The organism is Pseudomonas kitaguniensis (assembly GCF_049199985.1).
GTDB classification, from domain to species: Bacteria; Pseudomonadota; Gammaproteobacteria; order Pseudomonadales; family Pseudomonadaceae; genus Aquipseudomonas; species Aquipseudomonas kitaguniensis.
Genome location: NZ_JBLZPT010000009.1, coordinates 61,606 through 82,361, shown reverse-complemented (window position 1 = coordinate 82,361; position 20,756 = coordinate 61,606). Strand labels below are relative to the sequence as shown.

Genomic DNA, 20,756 nt, shown 5'->3' with positions numbered 1-20,756 from the left:
TGAAGCGTTTGACGCTTTCATTTCAGAACAGTGACGGAGACCGGTAACAATGAAGACGTTAATAAGCCCTGTGGTGGGTGTCGCCATGGCGAGCTTTATGCTGTCCGCGCATGCCGATTTTATTGATGACAGCCACGCCGATGTGACCTTGCTCAATCGCTACCTCAACCAACAAGGGCGAGACGTGGTGAACAGCAACGCCAAGGCCCACAGCATTCGTGATTGGGGCCAGGGTTTCGAGTTCAACTTCAAGTCCGGTTACACCGAAGGCCCGGTAGGCTTTGGCCTGGATGTGCAGGCGTTTTATGGGTTGAAACTGGATTCGGGCGGCGACCTCAACGACAAGAGTCATCAGGGCCGCTACCCCGGCAGCATGTTCCCGTTGGATGACGGCAAGTCTGCCGACCAGTTCGGCGTGCTCAGCCCCACGTTCAAAATGCGCTTTGCCAAAGATGAACTGCGCCTCGGCACGCTCTACGCTAGCAACCCGGTGCTGGCCAACACCGACGGCCGCCTGTACCAGCAGACCAATACCGGTGTGCAACTGGTGTCCAGGGACCTCTCTGATTTCACCTTCACCGGCGGCGATATTTTTAAAACCAAGATACGCAACGAAACCGGCGACCAGGGCATGATCACAGCGGGCGGTACTAAAGAGAGCGACCGCTTCCTGTTCGGCGGCGCCGACTACACCGGCCTGCCGGGCACCACGGTCAGCCTTTGGTATTCCAACCTTGAAGATTACTACCAGCAGTTTTTCCTCGGTGCCAAGCGCCACGACGCCTTGTCGGTCGGTGCCATCGACAGCGACGTGCGCGTGTTCCGCAGCCTGGGTGTGGGCGGTAACGCCGACGGCGACAGCGACTTTGCCGCCGCTGGCCTTTACGGCGACGGCACCGGCAAGGGCCGCATCAACCAGACCACCGCAAGCCTGCTTGAAAGCTACAGCCTGGACGGCCATACCGTCGGCCTGGGCATCCAGAAAAACAGCGGCGACAGTGATTTCCCTTACCTCGATTCTGGCCTGAACAGCGGTGACGCACGCCAAGGCCCGGGCTCCGGTGCGGATACGCCGGCGCTGACCAACCTGCAGTTGAACAAATTCCAGCACGCTGGTGAGCGCACGTGGCTGGCGCAGTACAAATATGACTTCGGCAAGCTCGGCCTCACCGGCCTGACGTTCTCCGCCGCCTACGCGCATGGCGATGATATTCGCACCGCGCAAGGCACCACCAGCGAATGGGAGCGTGACGTTGCCGTCGCCTACCAAGTTCCCACCGGCACCCTCAAAGGCCTCGGCGTGACCTGGAAAAACGCCCACGCCAGCCCGGACATTACCGGCGCCACCGTGCAGGACGAAAACCGCCTCTATGTCAGCTATGTCGTTCCACTCTGGTAGGAAATTGCTGTACAAGGAAAGGGCAGATTTAAGCGAACAAACGGGTTAAAAGCCCTGGGAATAAGCATATTCCCAGGGCTTGTTTGCCCTAAGCCCAGAGAGGATTCGATGACGTACATTGCTGCCGAAAACCGCTATGAATCTATTCCGTATCGCCGTGTAGGGCGCAGTGGATTGGTGCTGCCGGCACTGTCCCTGGGGCTGTGGCACAACTTTGGCGACAGCACCCCGATCGACACCCAGCGCGCCTTGCTGCGCACGGCGTTCGACTTGGGGATCAACCACTTTGACCTCGCCAACAACTATGGCCCGCCCTACGGCAGCGCCGAGATCAACTTCGGCCGGTTGCTGCGCGAAGACTTCAAGCACTACCGTGATGAATTGATCATCTCCAGCAAAGCCGGTTGGGACATGTGGCCAGGCCCTTACGGCCAGGGCGGCGGCTCGCGCAAATACGTGCTGGCGAGCCTGGACCAAAGCCTGCAACGCCTCGGCGTCGACTACGTGGATATTTTTTACTCGCACCGTTTTGACGCCGACACCCCGCTGGAAGAAACCGCCAGCGCCCTCGCCACTGCCGTGCAGCAGGGCAAGGCGTTGTACATTGGTATTTCTTCTTACTCGGGCGTGAAAACCCGCGAAATGGCCGCGTTGCTCAACGAGTGGAAAGTGCCGTTGCTGATCCACCAACCGGCCTACAACCTGCTGAACCGCTGGGTTGAAAAAGACCTGTTGGACACCACCGAAGAACTAGGTGCCGGGGTGATTGCCTTCACGCCGCTGGCCCAGGGTTTGCTCACCGACAAGTACCTCAACGGCGTGCCGGCGGATGCGCGGGTCAACCGTCCAGGCGGCGGTTCGTTGCAGGCCAAACACTTGTCCGAAGCCAACATCGCCCACGTGCGCGCGCTGAATGAAATTGCCCAGCGCCGAGGCCAAAGCCTCGCGCAATTGGCATTGGCCTGGACCCTGCGTGACCCACGGGTGACCAGTGCCCTGATCGGCGCGAGCCGGCCGGAGCAGATCATCGAAAACGTCGGCGCGTTGAACAACCTCAGCTTCAGCGCCGAAGAGTTGGCGGAGATCGACCGGTTCGCACAGGAAGGCGGGATTAACTTGTGGGAAAAGCCATCCACCGCTGAATAACCTCGGTCAATGTGGGAGCGGGCTTGCTCGCGATGGCGGTGGGTCAGACGCTATATTTATCGACTGACAGACCGCCATCGCGAGCAAGCCCGCTCCCACATTTGATCTTCAGTGTGGCTGACATCGCGGTCGGCTTAGAAAGGCGTGTCGCCCAGAATCGTTGCCCGGTGCATAACCCTCCGCTGCGGCCGGTAGTCATCCACCGCGTAATGCTGGGTCACGCGGTTATCCCAGAACGCTACGTCATTTGCCTGCCAACGCCAGCGCAGGGTGAACTCAGGGCGTGTTGTGTGGGCGAACAGCAGCTTTAAAATCGCTTCGCTTTCGGCGGGCTCCAGCTCATTTATCCGGGTGGTAAACCCCTCATTCACAAACAACGACTTGCGCCCGCTCACCGGGTGCGTGCGCACCACCGGGTGTGACAGCGGCGGGTTTCGCTTGCGGGTGGCGTCCCAGCGCGCGAGGTCTTCGGCGGTGTTGCCGAAGCGCTCCAGCGGAAACGATTTGGTGAAGTCATGAGTCGCCGTCAGGCCGTCGAGCAAGTGTTTGAGCGGCGCCGACAGTGCCTCATACGCCGCAATCCCGCTGGCCCACAGCGTGTCGCCGCCAAACGCCGGCAACAGCTTGGCGCTGAGGACCGCGCCGAGTGCCGGGGTGGGCAGGAAGGTCACGTCGGTGTGCCACACGGCGTTGTCGCGCACGTCGGTGACGGCGGTGTCGAGAATCAGCACTTCGGGCTGTTCCGGCACGTTGGGGTAGATCGGATGGATGTGCAGGTCACCGAAATTCGCCGCGAACCGCGCCTGCTGTTGCGGGCTGATGGCCTGGTCCCGGAAGAACAGCACCGAGTGCGTGAGCAACGCCTGTTCGAGGGCGTCGCGCTGTTCGGGTTGCAGCGGTTGGGTGAGGTCGACGCCACTGATCTGGGCGCCAAGGGCGATGCTTAACGGGGTAATGGTCAGGCTGTTCATGCGCTTCTCACTCAGTGTGCCTGGCCATGCCAAGGCACCCATTTACGCTGCAGGGCGCGCAGGCCCATTTCCATGGCGAAGGCGATGAGGGCGATCACCAGAATCCCCAATACCACCACATCGGTGACCAGAAATTGCGCAGCCGACTGCACCATAAAACCCAGGCCGCTGGTGGCCGCGATCAACTCGGCGGCGACCAATGTCGACCAGCCCACACCCAGGCCAATGCGCACGCCGGTGAGGATGTCGGGCAGCGCGCTCGGCAGGATCACATGGCGAATCAACTGCGCCCGCGTTGCTCCCAGCGACTGCGCAGCGCGCAGCTTGGCCGGGTCGACAGTGCGCACGCCGGTCGCGGTGGCGATGGCAATCGGCGCAAAAATCGCCAGGTAAATCAGCAGCACCTTGGACAGCTCGCCGATGCCGCACCAGATCACGATCAATGGCAGGTAAGCCAGCGGTGGGATCGGCCGGTAAAACTCGATCAGCGGGTCGAGAATGCCGCGCGCAATACGGTTGGCGCCAATGGCAACCCCGACCGGCACGGCGGTGAGTACCGCAAACCCCAGCCCCAAGCCGATGCGGCTGAGGCTCGCGCCAAGGTGCTGCCACAAGGTGGAATCCATGTAGCCCGTGGTCGCCAGCAACCAGCCTTTTTGCAACACCGCAGAGGGCGGCGGCAGGAACAGCGGTTCAATCAAACCGGTGGCGGTGACGGCCCACCAGATCGCCAGCAACGCGAGCAGCGTCAACAGGCTGATCCAGCGCGTGCTCAGGCTGCGCCGCAGTGGAATAACCGCGTGCGCCGCCGGCTTGGCGACGCTGGCGGGAAGTTCAAAACTGCTCATGCGCTCACCTGTCGTTGCAAGAACACTTTGCCCAACACGTGTTCGCGGGTTTCGATAAAACGCGGGTCGGACTTGATCGCCCGCGCCGATTCACCGGCGGCGTAGCGTTGGCCGAAGTCGAGGCTCAGGCGCTCGACGATCTGGCCGGGGTTGGGCGCCAGCAGAATCAAGTCGGTGGCGAGAAATACCGCTTCTTCGATGTCGTGGGTAATCAGGAATACCGGCTTGGCGGTGCGCTGCCAGACTTGCAGCAGCAGTTCTTGCATGTGCTCACGGGTGAAGGCATCGAGGGCGCCGAAGGGTTCGTCCATCAGCAGCACACGCGGGTCGGCAGCCAAGGCACGCGCCAGGCCCACACGCTGCTTCTGGCCGCCGGAGAGTTGCCAGATGCGGCGGTTGTCGAAACCGGCCAGGTCGACCAGGGCAAGCATCTCGCGGGCGCGCACCTCGCGCGCCGCCTTGGCGATGCCGGCCAGTTCCAGGCCGAAACCAACGTTGGCCAGCACGTCTTGCCAGGGCAGCAGGGCATCGTCCTGGAACACTACGCCACGTTCAGCGCCGGGGCCTTTGACCGGCACGCCGTCGAGGGTGATGCGCCCGGCAGAGGGTTCGACAAAACCGGCAATCAGGTTCAACAGCGAGGTCTTGCCACTGCCGGACGGGCCGAGGGCCACGAGCAATTGCTGAGGCCCAAGCTCAAGTGAAATATCTGCCAGTACCGGTTTTGTGGCGCCTGGGTACTGTGCGCTGATGCGCTCCAGTTTTAGCAAGGCCATCGCGATGACTCCTGAATCACTGAGTAATGAACTTGGCGCTGACGAAAGGCGCGTAGTCCGGCAGTACCGCGTCAACCTTGCCTTGTTCCTTGAGGAACGCGGCGGTGTCGGTCACCGCCTTGGTGGTCGGAGCGCCGAGCAGCGTCACCTGGTCTGCCGCCAGCGGGTAGACGTTGCCTTGCAGCAGCAATGGGATGTCACTGGCCTTGGCGCCGGAGAGCTTCACCAGCTTGTCGATATTGGTTTTATCGGCAAGCCAGGCGTGTGGGTCTTTGCGGTACTCGGCGTAGGCATCCAGAGTGACTTTGGCAAAAGCACTGACGATTTCCGGGTGCTTCTCGGCAAAATCCTTACGCACGATCCACGCATCGAAGGTCGGCGCGCCGAACGTGGCCAGTTCGCCGGAGGTGATCAGCACCTTGCCGTTTTCCTTGGCCACGCCGAGGGCCGGGTCCCACACGTAAGTGGCGTCAATATCACCGCGCTTCCAGGCGGCGATGATCGCCGGTGGCGCGAGGTTGAGGATGGTCACTTTCGAGGGGTCGATGTTCCAGTGCTTCAGTGCGGCCAACAGGCTGTAGTGGCCGGTTGAAACGAAGGGCACGGCGATTTTTTTGCCGATCAAGTCCTGCGGGCTGTTGATGCCTGAACCGTTGCGCGCTACCAGCGCTTCGGCGCCGCCGATCTGGGTGGCGACGAGGAAGGTTTCCACCGGCACTTTGCGGGTAATCGCGGCGGTCAGCGGGCTCGAACCGAGGTAGCCGATCTGCACGTCACCGGAGGCGATGGCGGCGATGATGTCGGAGCCGTTGTCGAACTTGCGCCAGTCGATCTTGGCGTGGGTGGCTTTTTCATACGCGCCGTCGGCCTGAGCGACTTTGGCCGGGTCTACGGTGGTCTGGTAAGCGATGGTCACGTCCGCCGCCTGGGCAAACAGGCTGGCACCGGCCAGGGACAAGGCGGCCAAGAGGCGCAGAGGGGTTAAACGTTTCAAGGGGAAGCTCCTCAATCAGGCGGCCGAGGGTCGGCGAGTGAGGAGACTAAATGATCTAAGAATCCGAAAATAAATAACATTTTCGAATTAGCTTATGAGGAGAAGGGGGAATGCCAATAGTAGATTCAATGCAGGCAAATGTGGGAGGGGGCTTGCTCCCGATAGCAGTCTTTCAGTCAATGATTCACTGACTGACACTCCGCCATCGGGAGCAAGCCCCCTCCCACATAAACCTCAGTTCCCGGAGGGCATCAAGCCCGGGCTTAGTTACTGATCGCCAGAATACTGGCCTGGTACGACCCGACAAACACGTCAAAGTCGCCCACTTCGTTTTGCTCCAGCTCCGCCTGTTGCGCCAGCGACGTGCGCGCCAGTTGCTCAAAATGCGCCTGCTCTTCGGCCGGCAACGGCTCCTTGCGGAAGTACTCGGCATGCACCTCACTCTGGTGCAGCGAGAACTGCGCAAAACTCTCTTTGCGCTCGGCCATTGCCGCCAATACTTGGGCCGATGGCGTCAGGGACGAGTCCTTGACCTTCGCCAACTGGGCGTCCAGCGCCTGGCTGTGTTCCTGCATGCCGTGGCTCTCATCGAGCAAGGCGGCCAACGGCGCAATCTGCTCGAGCAACTCGGTGGCCCACTCGGTCATGCCCACGGCTTGGCCCTCACGCTGCAATTGCAGGCCGGGGCGACGGCCTTCCTTGACCACACTGAGGAAGTTGGAGGTGGCGTTGCCGCAGTCGCTGTTGGCGAACAGCGGGCTGTCGTTCAGCGCGCAATACAGCAGGAACGCGTCGAGGAAGCGCGATTCCGGCAGGTCGATGCCCATCGGCAAGAACGGGTTGATGTCCAGGCAGCGCACTTCGATGTACTGGATGCCACGCGCGACCAGCGCCTGAATCGGCCGCTCGCCGGTGTAGGTCACACGCTTGGGGCGGATGTTGGAGTAGTACTCGTTTTCGATCTGCAGGATGTTGGTGTTGAGCTGTACCCACTCACCGTCCTTGTGCGTGCCCACTTCGACGTACGGCGCGTAAGGCGTCGCCACCGCTTCGCGCAGGCTGTCGGTGTAGCTGCTCAAATCGTTGTAGCACGGCGTGAGGCCGGCCTGGGCGTTGCTTTGGTAACCCAAGTCGCTCATGCGCAGGCTGGTGGCGTACGGCAGGTACAGCGTGTCGGCGTCGAGCATTTCCAACTGGTGCGAGCGACCGCGCAAGAAACCCGCGTCCAGCGCCGGCGAGGCACCAAACAGGTACATCAGCAGCCAGCTGTAGCGGCGGAAGTTACGGATCAGCGCGATATACGCCGTGGACTGATAGTCGCGGTCGGTGCCGACGAAGCCTTCAGTCTCCTTGAGCAACGGCCAGAGCTTTTCCGGCAGCGAAAAGTTGTAGTGGATACCGGCGATGCACTGCATGGTCTTGCCGTAACGCAGGGCCAGGCCCTTGCGGTACACGTACTTGAGCTGGCCGATATTGGAGGTGCCGTAGTAGGCAATCGGAATATCTTCCTCGGCCGGCAACGGGCACGGCATCGACGGGCTCCACAGGTATTCGCTGCCAAGCTTGGTGTAGGCAAAACGGTGAATCTTGTCCAGGCTGCTCAGGGTATCGGCCGGGTTGGGCAGGGCGGGAGTGATGAACTCCAGCAGCGATTCCGAGTAGTCGGTGGTGATCTGTTCGTGGGTCAGCGCAGCGCCCAAAGCTTCCGGGTGCGGCGTTTGTGCCAGACGACCGTCACCGGTGACGCGCAGGCATTCGCGCTCGATGCCGTGCAAGCATTGCTCTAGCAAAGAGAGGTGTTCGCGCTTGCCGAGCAGGGCCAGGCGGCGGTTGAGAAGTTCGCTCAAGTTGGATTCCTTCACGCGTCAGTCGCCCCAATATGGGGGTGGGCAGGACGGTCTACAAGGGTGAAGTTAAAACTGGCGTGATCGCCTGGTTTTGAGTCGATTTGACCCGCTCTGAAAAAGCCTTCTTCACTCCATGAGTTTGGCTATGGCGCGGCAAGAAAATTCCGACGCTGTTGTCGCAGCGCCGAAATTAACTCAAATCAAGGGTGGGGATCTATAGAACAGCGAAGGTGCCTTGTGCTTTTGCGACCAGTTTTTCGTCCTGGACCACATCCGCCTCCACCACCAGCGTGCGCCTGCCGGCGTGAATCACCCGGCTGGTGCACACCACCTCGCCCTGCGAGACGGCGCGGATATAGTTGATTTTGCACTCGATGGTCGCACTCTGTTGGTCAAAACCATGGGTGCTGGAACACGCCAGCCCCATCGTAATGTCCACCAGGCTGAAAATCGCCCCGCCATGCAGCTTGCCCGCGCGGTTGCGCAGTTGCGGCTCCAGGCTCAGGGCCACTTCGGCAACGCCTTCTTCAAGGCGCTGCAGGCGGCAGCCGATCAGCTCGCTGAACGCGCTTTGGGTCAAACCGGCGGGAATTTCCATCAGCGCTTCTTCAACTGTTTGGCATTCGCGAACAGCGACGCCATCGCGTTGTTGCTCGGCGCTGCCGTGGCAGTTTCCTTGCGCGGTGCGCTGCTTTCAGAGCGGTTCTGCGACTGGCGCGGTGCCGAGCCAGGGCGTGCACCCCGCGCACCGTCGATTTTCTCGCCGGGGGTGTCGCTCATGCGCATCGACAGGCCTACACGTTTGCGCGGAATATCGACCTCCATGACCTTGACCCGTACCACGTCACCGGCTTTCACCGCTTCGCGCGGGTCCTTGATGAACTTCTCGGACAGCGCAGAAATATGCACCAAACCGTCCTGATGCACGCCGATGTCCACAAACGCGCCGAAGTTGGTCACGTTGGTGACCACGCCTTCGAGGATCATGCCCAGTTGCAAATCCTTGAGGTCTTCGACGCCGTCCTGAAACTCGGCGGTCTTGAACCCTGGGCGCGGGTCGCGGCCGGGTTTTTCCAGCTCTTGCAGGATGTCGGTGATGGTCGGCACACCGAAGGTTTCGTCGGTGTACTTTTTCGGGTCCAGGCGTTTGAGGAACGCGGCGTCGCCGATCAGCGAGCGGATGTCGCGGTCGGTTTCGGCGGCAATACGCTGCACCAGCGGGTAGGCTTCCGGGTGAACGGCAGAAGCGTCCAGCGGGTTATCGCCGTTCATCACACGCAGGAAACCTGCGGCTTGCTCGAAGGTTTTTTCACCCAGGCGGGCGACTTTTTTCAGCGCCGCACGGGTTTTGAACGCGCCATTTTCGTCACGGTGGGTGACGATGTTCTGCGCCAGCGTGGCGTTAAGCCCGGAAATTCGTGCCAGCAACGCCACGGAAGCGGTGTTCACGTCGACGCCCACGGCGTTTACGCAGTCTTCCACCACCGCATCCAGGCCGCGCGCCAGTTTCAGCTGCGACACGTCGTGCTGGTACTGGCCGACACCGATGGATTTAGGGTCGATCTTCACCAGTTCGGCCAGCGGGTCTTGCAGGCGGCGCGCGATGGAAACCGCGCCACGGATCGACACGTCGAGGTCCGGGAATTCCTTGGAGGCCAGTTCCGACGCCGAGTACACCGAAGCGCCCGCCTCGGACACCATGACTTTGGTCATTTTCATCGCCGGGTATTTTTTGATCAGCTCGGCAGCCAGTTTGTCGGTTTCACGGCTGGCGGTGCCGTTGCCGATAGCGATCAGGTCCACCGCGTGCTTGGCACACAAGGCGGCCAAAATGGCCAGGGTCTGATCCCACTTGTTGTGCGGCACATGTGGGTAAACGGTGGCGTGGTCGAGCAGCTTGCCGGTGGCGTCGACCACCGCAACCTTGCAACCGGTGCGCAGGCCCGGGTCGAGGCCCAGCGTTGCGCGCGGGCCGGCCGGAGCGGCCAGCAGCAAGTCGTGCAGGTTGTGGGCGAACACGTTGATCGCCTCGGTTTCGGCGCCGTCACGCAGCTCGCCGAGCAGGTCGGTTTCAAGGTGGGTATAGAGCTTGACCTTCCAGGTCCAGCGCACCACTTCACCGAGCCACTTGTCCGCCGGGCGATTCTGATTCTGGATGCCGAATTGTTGACCGATCATGCCTTCGCACGGGTGCATGCTGCCCGGTAGCTCGTCGCCAACTTTCAGCGCAGAGCTCAGGATACCTTCGTTGCGCCCGCGGAAAATCGCCAGCGCACGGTGCGACGGCATGCTCTTGAGCGGTTCGTCGTGCTCGAAGTAATCGCGGAACTTGGCGCCTTCTTCCTCTTTGCCGGCGATAACGCGGGCGCTGAGAATGGCTTCTTGCTTGAGGTAAGTGCGCAGTTTTTCGAGGAGGCTGGCGTTTTCGGCGAAGCGCTCCATCAGGATGTACTTGGCGCCTTCGAGCGCGGCCTTGACGTCGGCGACGCCTTTTTCCGCGTCAATGAAACGTGCGGCTTCGGTGTCCGGGCTCAACGACGGGTCGTTGAACAGGCCGTCGGCCAAGTCGCCCAGGCCCGCTTCCAGGGCGATCTGGCCCTTGGTGCGGCGCTTTTGCTTGTACGGCAGGTACAGGTCTTCAAGGCGGGTCTTGGTGTCGGCGAGCTTGATGTCGCGCTCCAATTGCGGGGTCAGCTTGCCCTGCTCCTCGATGCTGGCGAGGATGCTGATGCGCCGTTCGTCGAGTTCTCGCAGGTAACGCAGGCGTTCTTCCAGGTGCCGCAGCTGGATGTCGTCGAGGCTGCCAGTCACTTCTTTACGGTAACGGGCGATGAAAGGCACCGTGGAGCCCTCATCCAGTAGCGCGACGGCCGCTTCGACCTGTTGTGGGCGTACACCGAGTTCCTCGGCGATGCGGCTGTTGATGCTGTCCATAAAACCACCTGAAATTCTGAAAGCAGCTCGCAGGCCCGGAAAACAAGGCGTTGCGAGGCGGGTTGAGCGGCCCGACTGGGCCTGCGCCTGGGTCAAGAGGCTGCCTGTTGACCCTCGAAACCGGAAAATTGCTGCCCGTCGCTGAAAAAACGGGTGAGGCAGTAAGCAGTAAAGTCTGACATTACCCTGTACAAAGGCGGCGCATTATAACCAGCGTTCTGCCCTTGGGGGCTACTGCGCCCGAGGTTACAGGGCGCTGGGTCACTGGCGGTGAAGGAAAAATCTGCTAACAATGCACACGGTGCGTATAACGGCAGCTAGGCCATAATGCGCGCCGAGACAAGAGGAGCATCTAATGAGCAGCACTGCACAAACTGCTGAAGGCGAAAAAATTCTTATCGTTGATGACGATCCGGGGCTGAGCAGCCTGCTGGAGCGGTTTTTCAACTCCAAGGGCTACCGTGCACGCGCGGTGCCGAACACCGAGCAGATGGACCGCCTGTTGGGGCGCGAAGTGTTCAATCTGGTCGTGCTCGACCTGATGTTGCCTGGCGAAGACGGCCTGACCGCCTGCAAACGCCTGCGCGGCGCGAACAACCAGATTCCAATCATCATGCTCACCGCCAAGGGCGATGAGCTGAGCCGCATCAAAGGCCTCGAACTGGGCGCTGATGACTACCTGGCCAAGCCGTTCAACCCTGACGAGTTGATGGCCCGGGTCAAAGCCGTATTGCGTCGCCAGGCAGCCCCGGTACCGGGCGCGCCAGGCAGCGAAGACGAAAGCGTTACCTTTGGCGACTACGAACTGTCGCTGGCGACCCGTGAGCTCAAGCGTGGCGAAGAAGTGCACATGCTGACCACCGGCGAATTCGCGGTGCTCAAGGCATTGGTGATGAACGCTCGCCAGCCACTGACCCGCGACAAGCTGATGAACCTGGCCCGTGGCCGGGAGTGGGATGCACTGGAGCGCTCCATCGACGTGCAGATCTCGCGTCTGCGCCGCATGATCGAGCCGGACCCGTCCAAGCCGCGGTATATCCAGACGGTGTGGGGCGTGGGTTATGTGTTTGTGCCGGATGGCACTGCAACCAAGTGATCGATGATTTGCAGGGGCGGGCATCCCGGCGTTTGACTCCATGAGGGTCGACGGGATGCCCGGCGTCTGCAATTCTGCGAGCGCCGCTCGTTCTTGCAAGGTGTCCAGCTGTCTCCTATGAAAACCCCGTTGTGGTTCCCGCAAAGTTTCTTCTCGCGCACCCTTTGGCTGGTGCTGATCGTCGTTCTGTTTTCCAAGGCACTGACGCTGGTTTATCTGTTGATGAACGAAGACGTGCTGGTGGACCGACAATACAGCCACGGCGTCGCGCTGACGCTGCGCGCCTATTGGGCGGCCGACCCTGAGAACCGTGAAAAGATCGCCAAGGCTGCGACCCTGGTGCGTGTTGCCGGCTCCGGCGTGCCCGAGGGCGAGCAGCATTGGCCCTACAGTGAAATTTACCAGCGCCAGATGCAGGCCGAACTCGGTGACGACACCGAGGTGCGCCTGCGTATGCATGTCTCCCCCGCGTTGTGGGTGCGTGCGCCAAGCCTGGGTCAGGATTGGCTGAAAGTGCCGCTGTACCCGCATCCGCTGCGTGGGCAAAAAATCTGGAACGTGTTGGGCTGGTTCCTGGCCATCGGCTTGCTTTCAACGGCGTCCGCGTGGATTTTTGTGCGTCAGCTTAACCAGCCGCTGAAACGCCTGGTGTTTGCCGCCCGCCAACTGGGGCAGGGGCGCAGTGTGCGCCTGCCGGTCAGCGATACGCCCAGCGAAATGACCGAGGTGTACGGCGCGTTTAACCAGATGGCGGAAGACGTCGAGCAGGCCGGGCGCGAGCGTGAGCTGATGCTGGCGGGTGTTTCACATGACCTGCGCACGCCGCTGACACGGTTGCGGCTGTCCCTTGAGCTGATGGGCAACCATTCCGACCTCACGGATGACATGGTCCGTGACATCGAGGACATGGACGCGATTCTCGACCAGTTCCTGGCGTTTATCCGCGACGGCCGCGATGAAGTGGTAGAAGAAGTCGACCTGACGGACCTGGTACGTGAGGTGGTGGCGCCCTACAACCAGAACGGTGAACAGGTGCGCATGCGCCTGGAGCCGATCCAGCCGTTCGCATTGCGTCGGGTATCGATGAAGCGCCTGCTGAACAACCTGATCGGCAACGCCTTGCACCATGCGGGTTCGGACGTGGAAGTGGCCGCGTACGTGTCCGGCGACAGCACAGCGCCTTATGTGGTGTTGAGCGTGATGGACAGTGGCGCGGGCATCGACCCGGCCGAACTTGAAGGTATTTTCAACCCGTTCACCCGTGGCGACCGTGCCCGGGGTGGCAAAGGCACGGGCCTGGGGCTGGCGATTGTGCGGCGGATCGCCTCGATGCATGGCGGCAATGTCGAGCTGCGCAACCGCGAAGAGGGCGGCCTGGAAGCGCGTGTACGCTTGCCGCTGGGGCTGATGCTGCCAAGAGATGCAGTTTAAGGGCAGCGACAAGCTTTAGCGTCAAGCTTCAAGCTGCAAGCAAAGAGCAAGCTGCTTTTGCCCTTACTTGCAGCTTGTAGCTTGTGCTTGTGCTTGTGCTTGCAGCTTGTAGCTTGTGCTTGCAGCTAACTAACCTTTGCCCTTGGTGCGGGTCATGTTCGGCCCGCCGTTCTTTTCCAGATGCTGAATGATGATCCCCGCCACGTCCTTGCCGGTGGTGGTCTCAATGCCTTCCAAGCCTGGTGACGAGTTCACCTCCATCACCAGCGGGCCGTGGTTGGAGCGCAGAATATCCACACCCGCTACCGCCAAGCCCATTACCTTGGCTGCGCGCAGTGCGGTCATGCGTTCTTCCGGGGTAATTTTGATCAAGCTGGCGCTGCCGCCACGGTGCAGGTTGGAACGGAACTCGCCTGGCTTGGCTTGACGTTTCATCGCCGCAATCACCTTGTCGCCCACCACGAAACAGCGGATGTCCGCACCGCCGGCTTCCTTGATGTACTCCTGCACCATGATGTTCTGCTTGAGGCCCATGAACGCCTCAATCACAGACTCCGCGGCGGTGGCGGTTTCACACAGCACCACGCCGATGCCCTGAGTGCCCTCCAATACCTTGATCACCAGCGGCGCGCCGTTGACCATGTCGATAAGGTCGGGAATGTCGTCCGGGGAGTGCGCAAAGCCGGTAACCGGCAGGCCAATGCCCCGGCGTGAGAGCAGTTGCAGCGAGCGCAGCTTGTCGCGCGAGCGTGCGATGGCCACGGATTCATTCAGCGGGAACACGCCCATCATTTCAAACTGGCGTAACACCGCGCAGCCATAAAACGTCACCGAGGCGCCGATACGCGGTATCACCGCATCAAAGCCTTCCAGCGGCTTGCCACGGTAGTGGATCTGCGGCTTGTGGCTGGCAATGTTCATATAGGCACGCAACGTGTCGATCACCACCATTTCGTGGCCACGTTCGGTGCCGGCCTCGACCAGGCGGCGGGTGGAATACAGACGCGGGTTTCGCGACAGCACAGCAATCTTCATGCAGCACCTGGGGCAGAAATAGTAGAGACCGGGAACACCGGCTTGTCTTGAACGTACTTGACGCCGGGGTTGACCACCAGATGGCCGTCAATCAACGCCTTGGAGCCCAGCAATAAGCGGTAACGCATGGCCTTGCGACAGGCGAGGGTGAATTCCACCCGCCATACCCGATCGCCCAACGCCAGGGTGGTGCTGATCACATAGCGCACCTGCGCATGGCCGTTGGAGCTCTTGATGGTTTTCATCGTCACCAGCGGCGCTTCACAGCGGCGGTGACGCAGTTGCACCACAGTGCCCAAGTGCGCGGTGAAGCGCACCCACTTTTCACCGTCGCGCTCAAACGGCTCTATCTCGGTGGCGTGCAGGCTTGAGGTGCTGGCACCGGTGTCGATTTTCGCGCGCAGGCCAGCCACTCCCAAGTCGGGAAGTGCCACCCACTCACGCAGACCCACAACGGTCAAATGGTCAAATGTCTTCAATAGGGTTAACCGGTTAATTCGCCCAGGCCTGAGTTGAAACCTCAGGCAAGGCTTTGAATGCAGGCCTGGCGAACCAGTAACCCTGCATCAGAAAAATTCCACAGTCGGACAAAAAATCGCGCTCGCCGGCACTTTCGATGCCTTCGGCAATGACAGTAACGCCCAACTGCTCACAGATTGTGACAATCCCCCGGACGATCACCTGACGGACACGGTCTTGATCGACATCGCGAATCAGCGCCATGTCGAGTTTGATCAAATCAGGTTGGAAATCGGCCAGCAGATTCAGCCCGGAATGGCCCGCGCCGAAATCGTCGATCGCGGTCTTGAAACCGAATTCGCGGTATTCACGCAGAATATTCGTCAAATGGCGATGGTTATCTACATGCTCGCTTTCCAGCGTCTCGAAAATCAGCTGATTGAGCGGAAAATTATGCGCACGCGCCGCTTCCAGCGTACTGCGGATACACAGCTCCGGCCGGTACACGGCATTCGGCAGAAAATTGATCGAGAGGTGGGTTTGCATGCCCAGCGCAGCGGCCCCGGCAATCGCCTGTGTGCGGCAACGCTGGTCGAAGCGGTAACGATTGCTCTCGTTGACGTGCCCTAGCACGGAGTGCGCGCCTTCACCGTGCGTGCCTCGTACCAACGCTTCATAGGCAAAAACCGAGTGGTCCCGAAGGTCTACGATAGGCTGATAGGCGAACGCAAAATCGAAACTCAGCGGTTCGCTTTGCTGGCAGCCCACGCAACGCTGGTTGGGCGAGGTGAGTGAAGCAGGGAAGTCGGTCACAGCGTATCCTCGCGAAAACAGGGTGCTACCTGGCGTATCTTAGGTGAGCTCGGGGGTTTATGCGTCGATGGGTTTCAACGGTACAGTTGCGACATTTTTCAGAGCGAGGAATTCAAGTGGCTCAGAAGCAGGAAGAGGAAGAAAAGGTCCGGTTGGACAAGTGGTTGTGGGCGGCGCGTTTTTATAAAACCCGTGCCCTGGCCAAGGCCGCCATCGAGGGCGGCAAGGTGCACCATCGCGGTGAGCGCTGCAAACCTGGCAAGGAGCCGCGCGTGGGTGATGAGTTGCAGATTCGTAACGGGTTTGATGAAAAAACCATCGTGGTGCAGGCGCTTTCAGTCGTGCGCCGTGGTGCGCCCGAAGCGCAGGCGCTGTACGCCGAGACCGACGCCAGCATCGCCAAGCGCGAAAACGCAGCGGCCATGCGCAAGGCGGGTGCTACCGGCATGACCACCGACGGCAAACCGAGCAAGAAGCAGCGCCGCGATTTGTTCAAGTTTCGCGGCAGTGGCAATGACGATTGATGCGCAAATCTGCAACCAGAAGGCGATCAAATGTGGGAGCACGTCCACTCCCACATTGAGCCTGTGGTGTTACGCAGTTGCGCGTATGACGCTCAATCGCCCGATGACTGGCAGTTTGCCGAGTAACCTGAAGATCGGTGCGGTCAGCCGTAACAACCCCTCCGACACCTTCGCCGCAAACGGCGTGTAATACCCCCAGCCCAGTGCCAATAGCGCCAGCAGCACACCGCCGATGTAATCGTCCTGCCCCCAATGCGCGCCCGCTACCAGCCGCGGCATCATGAACAACAGTGCCAGGCCCCAGATCACCAGCACCTGGCCAATGCGCTTGGCGAACACCGTCATGAACATCGCCCAGATCAACAGCACCGAAGCATGATCGCCTGGGAAACTCTGGCTTGAACGGTCCTTCAACTCCCAGGTTTTCTCAAGGCCCGGGAAGTAATCGCTCATTTGCACCGCGCCGCTGATCACCATCGACGGGCTGCTGTGTTGCCAACCCATTTGCGCGGCGAGTTTGGAAAACAGCATGCGGATAAACAGCAACAACAACAGAATGCCGAAAAAGCCGAAAAACGCTTGGCGTAGCTGCATCGCCTTGAACACCCAGTCACCACGCACCAGCAGCGCCAGCAAAATGACCCCGACCACCGCGTCGAACGGTCGCAAACTGGCCACGGCCCACACGTGTAACCACATCGAATGGCTCGCCAGCGGGTCATTGAGCAGGTGGAACAGCCATTCGTCGAATATCACACAGAGCATCTGGCCCGTGGGCCACAGCCAAAAACACAACAGTGCAACAGCGACCAGATTGCAAACGGCCCATCGCCGGAGGTTCCACGTGGCTTGGAACAAACCCGGATTGTTCATAAACTGTTCCTCATCGCTCGATTGCTCTCCTTTTTTCAGGAGAAAACCGCACCAAATTGGTGCTAAAGCGTTTTATTTTATAAACCTTGTCATCAATTTGTCATCATTCAGATACCGAGACCTATGACTGATCTACCGGATACCGACTTCACCCAACGCTTCATCTTCGACGAGAACGACGCCCGCGGCGAACTGGTCTCGCTGGAGCGCAGCTATGCCGAAGTCCTCGCCAAGCACGCCTATCCGGAGCCGGTCGCGCAACTGCTCGGTGAATTGATGGCGGCGGCGGCGCTGCTGGTCGGCACCATGAAGTTCGACGGTTTGCTGATTCTGCAGGCGCGTTCCGATGGCCCGATTCCGATGCTGATGATCGAGTGCTCCAGCGAGCGCGAGATCCGTGGCCTGGCCCGTTACGAAGCCGACCTGATCACCGCCGACGCCACCCTCGGCGACCTGATGACCAATGGCGTGCTGGCGATCACCGTCGACCCGACCGAAGGCCAGCGCTACCAGGGCATCGTCGACCTCGACGGCGAAACGCTGTCGGACTGCTTCACCAATTATTTCGTGATGTCGCAGCAAGTCGGCACCAAGTTCTGGCTAAACGCCGACGGCAAGCGTGCGCGTGGCCTGCTGTTGCAGCAATTGCCGGCTGACCGCATCAAGGACGACGATGAGCGCACCGACAGTTGGCGCAAGCTGACCGCCCTGGCTGGCACCCTGACCGCTGAAGAACTGCTGGCCCTGGACAACGAAACCATCCTGCACCGCCTCTACCACGAAGAGGCCGTGCGCCTGTTCGACGCACAGGGTCTGCGCTTTCGTTGCAGTTGCTCGCGCGAGCGTTCAGCCAATGCTTTGGTCAGCCTTGGTTTGGAAGATGCGCAGAATTTGGTAGTGGAGCACGGTGGCCATATCGAGATCGACTGCCAGTTTTGCAACCAGCGTTACCTGTTCGATGCCGCCGATGTAGCCCAATTATTTGCCGGCGCAGGCATCGACACCCCCTCCGACACCCGCCACTAAAACGTTTAAGCACAGGTGAATCACCTGAAAAACGCCGGATTAGCGCAGTTCTGACGGGAGGCCCCTACTCTTTTTGGGCTTTTCTGGCATAATCCGGCCCACTTTTTTCGCGGTAGTAGTGCGCAACTTTCTACTACAAAACGTTTGGAGCACTCGGCCATAGGCCGACGGGGAACCTCATGACGCAAGCCAATAACGCCGTATACACCGATCTGAGTGTTGACGATCTGGTCAAAGAAGCCCTGCAGCGCGGTGAAGGCGTGCTTGCCGATACTGGCGCGCTGGTCGTAGAAACCGGTCACCGTACCGGCCGTTCGCCGGTCGATCGCTTCATTGTTGAAGAGCCTTCCACCCAGGCTGCCATTGCCTGGGGCCCGATCAACCGCAAGTTCCCGGCCGACAAGTTCGATGCCCTGTGGAGCCGCGTAGAAGCATTCAACAACGCGCAAGAGCATTTCGTTTCCCACGTTCATGTAGGGGCCGCTGAGGACCACTACCTGGCCGTGAAAATGACCACCCAGACTGCCTGGCAGAACCTGTTCGGTCGTTGCCTGTTCATCAACCCGGCCCAATACAACCCGGCCGGTCGTGAAGAGTGGCAAGTGCTTAACGTGGCCAACTTCGAGTGCGTGCCAGAGCGTGACGGCACCAACTCCGACGGTTGCGTGATCCTCAACTTCGCGCAGAAAAAAGTCCTGATCGCCGGCATGCGTTACGCCGGTGAAATGAAAAAAGCCATGTTCTCGGTGCAGAACTTCCTGCTGCCGGCCGCCGACGTACTGCCGATGCACTGCGCTGCCAACATCGGCGAAGCAGGCGACGTGACGTTGTTCTTCGGTCTGTCGGGCACCGGCAAAACCACCCTGTCCGCCGACGAAAGCCGTTACCTGATCGGTGACGACGAACACGGCTGGGGCGAAGGCGTGGTGTTCAACATCGAAGGCGGTTGCTATGCCAAGTGCATCGACCTGTCCGAGAAGAACGAGCCGGTTATCTGGAAAGCCATCAAGCACGGCACCGTGCTCGAAAACGTAGTGATCGACGATGCCAAGCACGCCGACTACACCAACGTCAGCCTGACCCAGAACAGCCGCGCCGCCTACCCGCTGGAACACGTTGCCAAGCGCTCCGAGCACAACCTCGGCGGCGAGCCAAACGCGGTGATCTTCCTGACCTGCGACCTGACCGGCGTACTGCCGCCAGTCTCGATCCTCAGCGAAGAGCAAGCGGCCTACCACTTCCTGTCCGGCTACACCGCACTGGTGGGCTCGACCGAAATGGGTTCGGGCAGCGGCATCAAGTCGACCTTCTCCACCTGCTTCGGCGCGCCATTCTTCCCACGCCCGGCCGGCGAATACGCTGAGCTGCTGATCAAGCGCGTGCGCGGCTTCGGCTCCAAGGTCTACCTGGTCAACACCGGCTGGACCGGCGGTGGCTACGGCGTCGGCAAGCGCTTCAACATCCCGACCACTCGCGGCGTGATCGCAGCCATCCAGAGCGGCGCGTTGGTCGGTGCTGAAACCGAGCACCTCGACACCATCAACCTCGACGTGCCACTGGCCGTACCGGGCGTTGACACCGGCCTGTTGAACCCACGTAACACCTGGGCTGACAAAGCTGCGTACGACGAAGCCGCGAAAGCGCTGGCCGCTCTGTTCGTAGAGAACTTCAAGAAGTTTGAAGTGAGCGATGCGATCAAGGCTGCCGGGCCTAAGTTGTAAGGTTCGGTTGTTGTGAAAAAGCCGCCTCTTGCAGGCGGCTTTTTTATGCGCGAAAGGTTAGCGGGCGAGGGACCCGAAGGTGGGAGGGGGCTTGCTCCCGATGGCGGCGGGTCAGCCAGCTGAATTATTGGCCGGCCTACCGCTTTCGCGAGCAAGCCCGCTCCCACAATTAGACGTGGCGTGTGCTTGAAGTCAGTTGAGGTCTTCCAGCGTTTGCGTGTCCCAGTTGTGGTGCTTGATCGCCAGGTAAAGCATGCCGATGGTCAGCGCGATTTTATCGCCACGGCCCTTGGCGCGGCGTTTCAGGAACACATCAAACACCGGCGGCTGGAAATAACGATAAGCGTCGTAGTCACCCAGGTCGAGCGCAAAATCCTGTTCCAGCGCTTCCATGAATTGCGTGGCTTCGGCGCCATCGCAGCCAAGGTCAAAGTTGATCGAGGTGTCGAGGCGAATAGTCTTGTGTTCCGGCAGGCCGATTTCTTCGTGCAGCAATTGCAGGAGTTGCTGCATGGCGGCGTCTTCGGGGAAGTTGGGAGCCAGGTTCATGGTGGGTGCACGCAGGAGTGGGTGGATGGCAGGGCGCGGAGCGTCCCAAGCGGCATTCCCACGCGGAGCGTGAGGAACGATCATTTACTGTCAGTCAAATGTGCCCGGTGGGCGCGGTACTTGGCAAGAACGGCTTCGCGGGTTGGCAAGGGTTTGTCGACGTCGGCAGGTTGGGTATTGAATCCTTCCAGGCGCAGGCTGGCGAGGTAATTGGAGCGGCGGATCTTGTGGAAATGATCCTGTTTTTGCTCAAACGTTGGTTCGCTCATTGCGGCGTACTCATGGGTCGCAAAACTTGATTTTAGCACCTGGCT

Annotated in this window: 20 protein-coding genes; 7 read left to right on the top strand and 13 right to left on the bottom strand. The window is 60.4% G+C overall.

Going from position 1 to position 20,756, the window contains the following annotated elements; all coding sequences use genetic code 11:
• The first annotated feature begins 49 nt into the window (after positions 1-49).
• On the top strand, positions 50-1,399 hold the full coding sequence (locus ACOZK9_RS13730) for an OprD family outer membrane porin (protein WP_421556017.1): 1,350 nt from the start codon (positions 50-52) through the stop codon (positions 1,397-1,399).
• Positions 1,400-1,507: 108 nt separating this feature from the next.
• A complete protein-coding gene (gene mgrA, locus ACOZK9_RS13725; protein WP_099241074.1) occupies positions 1,508-2,545 on the top strand; it encodes an L-glyceraldehyde 3-phosphate reductase in 1,038 nt (345 codons plus the stop codon).
• A 134-nt stretch (positions 2,546-2,679) separates the two neighbouring features.
• Here the strand turns inward: mgrA and tauD are convergent, their stop codons facing one another.
• The 7 genes from tauD to ACOZK9_RS13690 all read right to left on the bottom strand — a co-directional run bounded on the left by tauD (position 2,680) and on the right by ACOZK9_RS13690 (position 10,915).
• Positions 2,680-3,516: a taurine dioxygenase gene (gene tauD / locus ACOZK9_RS13720; protein WP_421556016.1), complete on the bottom strand. Its 837-nt coding sequence runs from the start codon at positions 3,514-3,516 to the stop codon at positions 2,680-2,682.
• Positions 3,517-3,527: 11 nt separating this feature from the next.
• Positions 3,528-4,364, bottom strand: a complete 837-nt coding sequence (gene tauC, locus ACOZK9_RS13715; protein WP_058413078.1) for a taurine ABC transporter permease TauC — start codon at positions 4,362-4,364, stop codon at positions 3,528-3,530.
• Complete coding sequence (gene tauB, locus ACOZK9_RS13710; RefSeq protein ID WP_421556015.1) at positions 4,361-5,140, bottom strand: taurine ABC transporter ATP-binding subunit; 780 nt, start codon at positions 5,138-5,140, stop codon at positions 4,361-4,363. The genes tauC and tauB overlap by 4 nt, the downstream gene beginning before the upstream one ends.
• Before the next feature lie 16 nt (positions 5,141-5,156).
• Positions 5,157-6,134 (bottom strand): taurine ABC transporter substrate-binding protein, encoded by a 978-nt coding sequence (gene tauA / locus ACOZK9_RS13705; RefSeq protein WP_421556014.1) that lies wholly within the window; start codon positions 6,132-6,134, stop codon positions 5,157-5,159.
• A gap of 263 nt (positions 6,135-6,397) precedes the next feature.
• Positions 6,398-7,981 (bottom strand): glutamate--cysteine ligase, encoded by a 1,584-nt coding sequence (gene gshA / locus ACOZK9_RS13700; protein WP_421556013.1) that lies wholly within the window; start codon positions 7,979-7,981, stop codon positions 6,398-6,400.
• A gap of 214 nt (positions 7,982-8,195) precedes the next feature.
• The gene (locus ACOZK9_RS13695; protein WP_122252023.1) at positions 8,196-8,579 is read right to left on the bottom strand and encodes a PaaI family thioesterase; all 384 of its coding nucleotides are present in this window, start codon (positions 8,577-8,579) and stop codon (positions 8,196-8,198) included.
• Positions 8,579-10,915 carry a Tex family protein gene (locus tag ACOZK9_RS13690; RefSeq protein ID WP_058413083.1) on the bottom strand — a complete coding sequence of 779 codons (2,337 nt, stop codon included), beginning with the start codon at positions 10,913-10,915 and terminating at the stop codon, positions 8,579-8,581. The genes ACOZK9_RS13695 and ACOZK9_RS13690 overlap by 1 nt, the downstream gene beginning before the upstream one ends.
• Positions 10,916-11,270: 355 nt before the next feature.
• On the opposite strand from ACOZK9_RS13690, the gene ompR reads away from it, so the two are divergent.
• Positions 11,271-12,011 carry an osmolarity response regulator transcription factor OmpR gene (ompR, locus tag ACOZK9_RS13685; RefSeq protein WP_053255745.1) on the top strand — a complete coding sequence of 247 codons (741 nt, stop codon included), beginning with the start codon at positions 11,271-11,273 and terminating at the stop codon, positions 12,009-12,011.
• A 117-nt stretch (positions 12,012-12,128) separates the two neighbouring features.
• A complete protein-coding gene (locus tag ACOZK9_RS13680; protein ID WP_058413084.1) occupies positions 12,129-13,442 on the top strand; it encodes an ATP-binding protein in 1,314 nt (437 codons plus the stop codon).
• Between the two features lie 129 nt (positions 13,443-13,571).
• On the opposite strand, the gene rimK is transcribed toward ACOZK9_RS13680, so the two are convergent.
• The 3 genes from rimK to rimA are packed head-to-tail and all read right to left on the bottom strand — an operon-like array spanning position 13,572 to position 15,749.
• On the bottom strand, positions 13,572-14,477 hold the full coding sequence (gene rimK, locus ACOZK9_RS13675; protein ID WP_025855543.1) for a 30S ribosomal protein S6--L-glutamate ligase: 906 nt from the start codon (positions 14,475-14,477) through the stop codon (positions 13,572-13,574).
• Entirely contained in the window at positions 14,474-14,956 is a 483-nt protein-coding gene (gene rimB, locus ACOZK9_RS13670) for a retropepsin-like aspartic endopeptidase RimB (protein WP_058413085.1), read from the bottom strand. Before rimB ends, rimK begins: the two co-directional genes overlap by 4 nt.
• A 13-nt stretch (positions 14,957-14,969) precedes the next feature.
• A complete protein-coding gene (gene rimA, locus ACOZK9_RS13665; protein WP_058413086.1) occupies positions 14,970-15,749 on the bottom strand; it encodes a S6 modification regulatory phosphodiesterase RimA in 780 nt (259 codons plus the stop codon).
• Positions 15,750-15,865: 116 nt separating this feature from the next.
• On the opposite strand from rimA, the gene ACOZK9_RS13660 reads away from it, so the two are divergent.
• The gene (locus ACOZK9_RS13660; protein WP_421556012.1) at positions 15,866-16,273 is read left to right on the top strand and encodes an RNA-binding S4 domain-containing protein; all 408 of its coding nucleotides are present in this window, start codon (positions 15,866-15,868) and stop codon (positions 16,271-16,273) included.
• A 69-nt stretch (positions 16,274-16,342) separates the two neighbouring features.
• Here ACOZK9_RS13660 and ACOZK9_RS13655 read toward each other — a convergent pair whose 3' ends face one another.
• Positions 16,343-17,146 carry a phosphatase PAP2 family protein gene (locus tag ACOZK9_RS13655; RefSeq protein WP_421556011.1) on the bottom strand — a complete coding sequence of 268 codons (804 nt, stop codon included), beginning with the start codon at positions 17,144-17,146 and terminating at the stop codon, positions 16,343-16,345.
• 123 nt (positions 17,147-17,269) lie between these two features.
• Between ACOZK9_RS13655 and hslO the strand changes: the two genes are divergently transcribed.
• Both hslO and ACOZK9_RS13645 read left to right on the top strand, forming a co-directional pair.
• Positions 17,270-18,172: an Hsp33 family molecular chaperone HslO gene (gene hslO, locus ACOZK9_RS13650; RefSeq protein ID WP_058413089.1), complete on the top strand. Its 903-nt coding sequence runs from the start codon at positions 17,270-17,272 to the stop codon at positions 18,170-18,172.
• Between the two features lie 179 nt (positions 18,173-18,351).
• Positions 18,352-19,893 (top strand): phosphoenolpyruvate carboxykinase, encoded by a 1,542-nt coding sequence (locus tag ACOZK9_RS13645; protein ID WP_058413090.1) that lies wholly within the window; start codon positions 18,352-18,354, stop codon positions 19,891-19,893.
• Positions 19,894-20,085: 192 nt separating this feature from the next.
• Here ACOZK9_RS13645 and ACOZK9_RS13640 read toward each other — a convergent pair whose 3' ends face one another.
• Complete coding sequence (locus ACOZK9_RS13640) at positions 20,086-20,442, bottom strand: DUF1493 family protein (protein WP_421556010.1); 357 nt, start codon at positions 20,440-20,442, stop codon at positions 20,086-20,088.
• An 80-nt stretch (positions 20,443-20,522) separates the two neighbouring features.
• Positions 20,523-20,711 (bottom strand): YhfG family protein, encoded by a 189-nt coding sequence (locus tag ACOZK9_RS13635; protein WP_122252018.1) that lies wholly within the window; start codon positions 20,709-20,711, stop codon positions 20,523-20,525.
• Positions 20,712-20,756: the final 45 nt, after the last annotated feature.